At 67.8% G+C, this 4750-nt stretch carries 6 protein-coding genes; all 6 read left to right on the forward strand.

What is annotated here, in order from left to right; genetic code table 11:
* A partial coding sequence (locus tag FFS23_RS19745; protein ID WP_171009565.1) for a 2-oxo acid dehydrogenase subunit E2 occupies positions 1-726 on the forward strand: 726 nt, incomplete at its 5' end.
* A gap of 7 nt (positions 727-733) precedes the next feature.
* Complete coding sequence (locus tag FFS23_RS19750) at positions 734-949, forward strand: hypothetical protein (protein WP_245640693.1); 216 nt, start codon at positions 734-736, stop codon at positions 947-949.
* 38 nt (positions 950-987) lie between these two features.
* Complete coding sequence (locus FFS23_RS19755; RefSeq protein WP_052075807.1) at positions 988-1362, forward strand: acyl-CoA thioesterase; 375 nt, start codon at positions 988-990, stop codon at positions 1360-1362.
* Positions 1363-1373: 11 nt separating this feature from the next.
* Positions 1374-2768, forward strand: a complete 1395-nt coding sequence (gene lpdA, locus FFS23_RS19760; RefSeq protein ID WP_137899942.1) for a dihydrolipoyl dehydrogenase — start codon at positions 1374-1376, stop codon at positions 2766-2768.
* The gene (locus FFS23_RS19765) at positions 2746-4158 is read left to right on the forward strand and encodes a hypothetical protein (protein WP_249340774.1); all 1413 of its coding nucleotides are present in this window, start codon (positions 2746-2748) and stop codon (positions 4156-4158) included. The genes lpdA and FFS23_RS19765 overlap by 23 nt, the downstream gene beginning before the upstream one ends.
* Positions 4159-4214: 56 nt before the next feature.
* Entirely contained in the window at positions 4215-4559 is a 345-nt protein-coding gene (locus FFS23_RS19770; protein WP_137899943.1) for a DUF3140 domain-containing protein, read from the forward strand.
* Positions 4560-4750 lie beyond the last annotated feature (191 nt).

Consider the following 4750-nt stretch of genomic DNA (forward strand, 5'->3'; position numbering starts at 1 on the left):
GCGGATGTTGCTGAGCTTGGTCGCCTCGTGCCGGATATCCCGCACGAGGCGACCAAGCTCAGCAACATCCGCAAGACGATCGCGCGGCGCCTCACCGAGTCGAAGCAGACGGTGCCGCACATCTATCTGACGGTGGATATCCAGCTCGACGCGCTGCTCAAGCTGCGCGGCGAGCTCAACGCCTCGCTGGAGAGCCGTGGCGTCAAACTGTCGGTCAACGACCTGCTGATCAAGGCGCTCGCCGCCGCGCTGATTGCGGTGCCCAAGTGCAACGTGATGTTCACGCCCGACCAGCTCATCAGCTTCAAGCGTGCCGACATCTCGGTCGCGGTGTCGACGCCCTCGGGCCTGATTACGCCGATCGTCGTCGGCGCCGACACCAAGAGCCTGTCGGCGATCTCGACCGAGGTGAAGGACCTTGCCGCACGCGCCAAGGACAACAAGCTGAAGCCCGAGGAATTCCAGGGCGGTACCGCGTCGATCAGCAACATGGGCATGTTCGGCATCAAGCAGTTCGAGGCGGTGATCAATCCGCCGCAGGGCATGATCATGGCGATCGGTGCGGGCGAGAAGCGGCCCTATATCGTCGACGGCGAGCTGGCGGTGGCGACGGTGATGTCGGCGACCGGCAGCTTCGACCATCGCGCGATCGACGGTGCCGACGGTGCCGAGCTGATGAAGGCGTTCAAGGAGCTGGTCGAGCGTCCGCTCGGCATGCTTGCCTGAGGCGATCGTGGCGCGGACGCCCACCTCCCGCACGGCGATCGAGCTGCTCCATCTCGCCGCCGGACTGGTCGCCGCCGCGGCGATGACGTGGGCGGCGGCCTGGGCCTATCCGCTCGGCTATGAGACGATCTGGTGGTGTGGCGCGGGGGCGATGGCGGCGGCGGTGCTGATGAGCATCGGTCCGCTGCGTCGCGCCCGCGCGATCGACAGGAGGCGTGTGTGACCTTGCCCCAGGGTTCCCCGACGATCCGCGTCACGGCGATGCCGGGCGACGCCAATCCTTATGGCGACATCTTCGGCGGCTGGCTGATGGGCCAGATGGATCTTGCCGCCGGCTCGGTGGCGTCGCGTCATGCCGGTGGCCGCGCGGTGACGATCGCCTGCGACGCGATGAAATTCCATGCGCCGGTGCTCGTCGGCGACGAGGTGTCGGTCTATGCGCGGCTGGTCGCGGTCGGCAACACGTCGATGACGATCGAGGTCGAGGCATGGCGCCGCGCCCGCCATCTCGAGGATTCCACCAAGGTGACGCAGGCACGCTTCGTGTTCGTCGCCACCGACGAGAACCGGGCGCCGCGCCGCGTCGCGCCGCTGCCCGATCATATCCCCGATCACATCCATGAACCTCCCCGGTAAGGACTTCCAACGTGGCTGATACCTTCGACCTCCTCATCCTCGGTTCGGGTCCGGGCGGCTATGTCGCGGCGATCCGGGCAAGCCAGCTCGGCCTCAAGGTCGGCATCGTCGAGCGCGAGCGGCTGGGCGGCATCTGCCTCAACTGGGGCTGTATCCCGACCAAGGCGCTGCTGCGCACGTCGGAAGTCTATCATTACATGACCCACGCCGATTCCTACGGCCTCAAGGCGGACAATGTCGGCTTCGATCTCGGCAAGATCGTCGATCGCAGCCGCAAGGTCGCCGGCCAGCTCAACGCCGGCGTCAAGGGCCTGATGAAGAAGAACAAGGTCCAGGTGTTCGAGGGCGTCGGCGCGCTGACCGGCAAGGGTAAGTTGCAGGTCAAGCAGGGCGACAAGACGCTCGACCTCGAAGCGAAGCACATCATGGTCGCCACCGGCGCGCGCGCGCGCGACCTGCCGTTCGCCAAGGCCGACGGCAAGCGCATCTGGACCTATCGCCATGCGATGGTGCCCGAGGTGATGCCGACCAAGCTACTGGTCATCGGCTCGGGCGCGATCGGCGTCGAGTTCGCCAGCTTCTACAACGACATGGGCGCCGACGTGACGATCGTCGAGATGCTCGATCGGATCCTGCCGGTCGAGGATGCCGAGGTCAGCGAGTTCATGACCAAGGCGCTCACCAAGCAGGGGATCAAGATTCTCACCAAATCGGGTCTCGAAAAGCTCGAAAGTGGCGCCAACGGCGTCACTGCGGCGATCAAGGGTGCCGACGGCAAGGTCGCCGAGACCGAGTTCAGCCATGCGATCGTCGCGATCGGCATCGTGCCGAACACCGAGAACATCGGGCTGGAAGCGCTGGGCGTCGAGACCGAGCGCGGTCATATCAAGGTCGACGGCTTCGGCCGCACCAACGTCGAGGGCATCTACGCGATCGGCGACGTCACCGGCGCACCGTGGCTGGCGCACAAGGCGAGCCACGAGGGCATCGTCTGCATCGAGAAGATCGCCGGGCAGGACCCGCATCCGTTCGAGACGTGGAACATCCCCGGCTGCACCTATTCGCGTCCGCAGGTCGCCAGCGTCGGCTTCACCGAGGCCAAGGCCAAGGAAGCCGGTCACGAGGTGAAGGTCGGCAAATTCCCGTTCATCGGCAACGGCAAGGCGATCGCGCTCGGCGAGGCGGAGGGCTTCGTCAAGACGGTGTTCGACGCCAAGACCGGCGAATTGCTCGGCGCGCACATGATCGGCGCGGAAGTGACCGAGCTGATCCAGGGCTATGTCATCGCGCGTCAGCTCGAAACGACCGAGCACGAGCTGATGGAGACGGTGTTCGCGCATCCGACGCTCAGCGAGATGATGCACGAGAGCGTGCTCGGCGCTTATGGTCGCGCGCTTCACTTCTAGGATCATACCCGCCGACCGCCGCGCCGCCCGCACGATGGGCGTCGCGGCGGCTTTGCTGTTCGCCGCCTCGCTCGCGCTCTTCTGGCCGGGCTATGTCGCCTATGACAGCCTCGCCCAATATGCGCAGGCGACGAGCGGGCGGTATGACGATTGGCATCCGCCGATCATGGCGCGGCTCTGGTCGCTGTTCGGCGATCACGGCCCGGCGCCGATGCTCGCGCTGCAACTCGCCGCTTACTGGCTGGGTCTGGGATCGTTCGCCGCGGCGCTCGCCGCGCGCGGGCGGCGCGGCGCGGCCTGGGCGGTGCTGGCGGTCGGCTGCTGGCCGCCGCTGCTCGGCTGGCAAGGCGTCGTGCTCAAGGATCTGCAGATGTCGGCGGCGCTGCTGGCGGCGACCGGGATCCTCGGCTGGTGGCGGCTGCGCAACCGGCCGCTGCCCGGCCCGGCCCTCGCGGTGGCGGCGTTGCTGTGCGGTTATGCGTTGCTGGTGCGCGCCAACGCGCCCTTCGCGGTGGTGCCGCTGATCGTGATGCTGTCGCCCTGGCCGCGTGGGATCGCGCGGGCCGGCGTGGCGCTGCTCGGCATCGCCGCAGCGATCGGCCTGTCCTCGCCGATCAACCACGGCCTGCTGGGCGCGCAGCGCAGCGGCGTCGAGCAGACGCAGGCGCTCTACGATCTCACCGGCATCGGCGTGGCGACGGGCGACACCGCCGTCGGCCTGCCCGCCGCGACGCTCGCCGCGATCCGTGCCAGACACTGCGTCCGCCCCTATTTCTGGGACCCGCTCGGCGAGCCGCGGCGCTGCGAGACGCTGGTCGCGCCGTTGCGTGCCGAGCCGGCCGGAACGCTCTACGTCCGTCTTGCCGGTATGATCCTGCGCCACCCCATCGCTTATGCGGAACACCGGCTGGCGCATCTCAACTCGACCGAGCGATTGTGGGTGCCGCGTCACTGGCTCGGCAGCGCGCCGCTGCGCGCGAGCGAACCCAATACGCTCGGCTTCGGCGAGCCCGGTGCGCTCGCCAAGCTCTGGCAGTCGCTCGGCGCGTGGCTGATGGAAACGCCGCTGGGCTGGCCGGTCGTCTGGGTGGTGGTGGCGATCGCCGGCCTGTGCTGCGCGATGCGCGGACGCGGTGACGATACGCTGGCGATCGCCTTGTTTACCTCGGCGCTGACGATGGAGGCGAGTTTCGCGGTGATCAGCATCGCCTCGGACCTGCGCTACCATCTGTGGACGCTGACCGCGACGGCGATCGGCTGGCTGTTGCTCGGGCCGCGGCGCTGGCCGCGCGCGGTCACGCTGCTGCTGGTCGCGGTGCTGCTGGTCGGTACCATCGCACGCGTAGTGCTGCCGGAGGCGCCACAGACCTATGCCGGGATGCTCGGCTGACCGTCCGCAACCCTTGGCCGCACCACGACGTTGGAGGGGCAAAAGGAGAGCGATACATGGCGGACGATCACGCGGCGATCGAACGGGCGTTCGAGGAGGCGGTCAACATGGCGCCGGCCGAGCTGGAGCGCTTCCTCGACAGCGACGACAGCAAGCGCGTCGGCTGGAAGGGCGAGGACGGCGACGGCAAGGGCGAGAGCGTCGGCCATGCCTCCGGCCGCCATATCGTCGCGATCAAGCGCAAGACGAAGGCCGACCGGACCGACGCCGATTACGCGCACATGAAGAAGGTGGTCGGTTACGTGCACCGTCATCTCGCCCAGGGCGGCCCGGACAAGGACAAGGCGCAGAGCGACTGGCGCTACTCGCTGATGAACTGGGGGCATGACCCGCTGAAATAGGCGGGCGACCGGGCAGCTTGGGGCACCATCCCGCCTCCGGATCACCAACCCCTTTGAGGCGGCGGGGCTGGGCCACGATCCTTCACGATCAACAACCCCGTTGGTGCTGAGCTTGTCGAAGCGCCGTGAGTCCCATCTGCCCTTCGACAGGCTCAGGGCGAACGGCGATGGGGGGGCGGACGGCGGTGGGG

Source organism: Sphingomonas sp. 2SG, from assembly GCF_005503285.1.
Lineage (GTDB): Bacteria > Pseudomonadota > Alphaproteobacteria > Sphingomonadales > Sphingomonadaceae > Sphingomonas > Sphingomonas taxi.

Bases quoted from the DNA above. Each gene is read 5' to 3' on its own strand.
- FFS23_RS19755 (WP_052075807.1), top strand. From the start codon at position 988: ATGCCGGGCGACGCCAATCCTTATGGCGACATCTTCGGCGGCTGGCTG.
- FFS23_RS19765 (WP_249340774.1), top strand. From the start codon at position 2,746: ATGGTCGCGCGCTTCACTTCTAGGATCATACCCGCCGACCGCCGCGCC.
- FFS23_RS19770 (WP_137899943.1), top strand. From the start codon at position 4,215: ATGGCGGACGATCACGCGGCGATCGAACGGGCGTTCGAGGAGGCGGTC.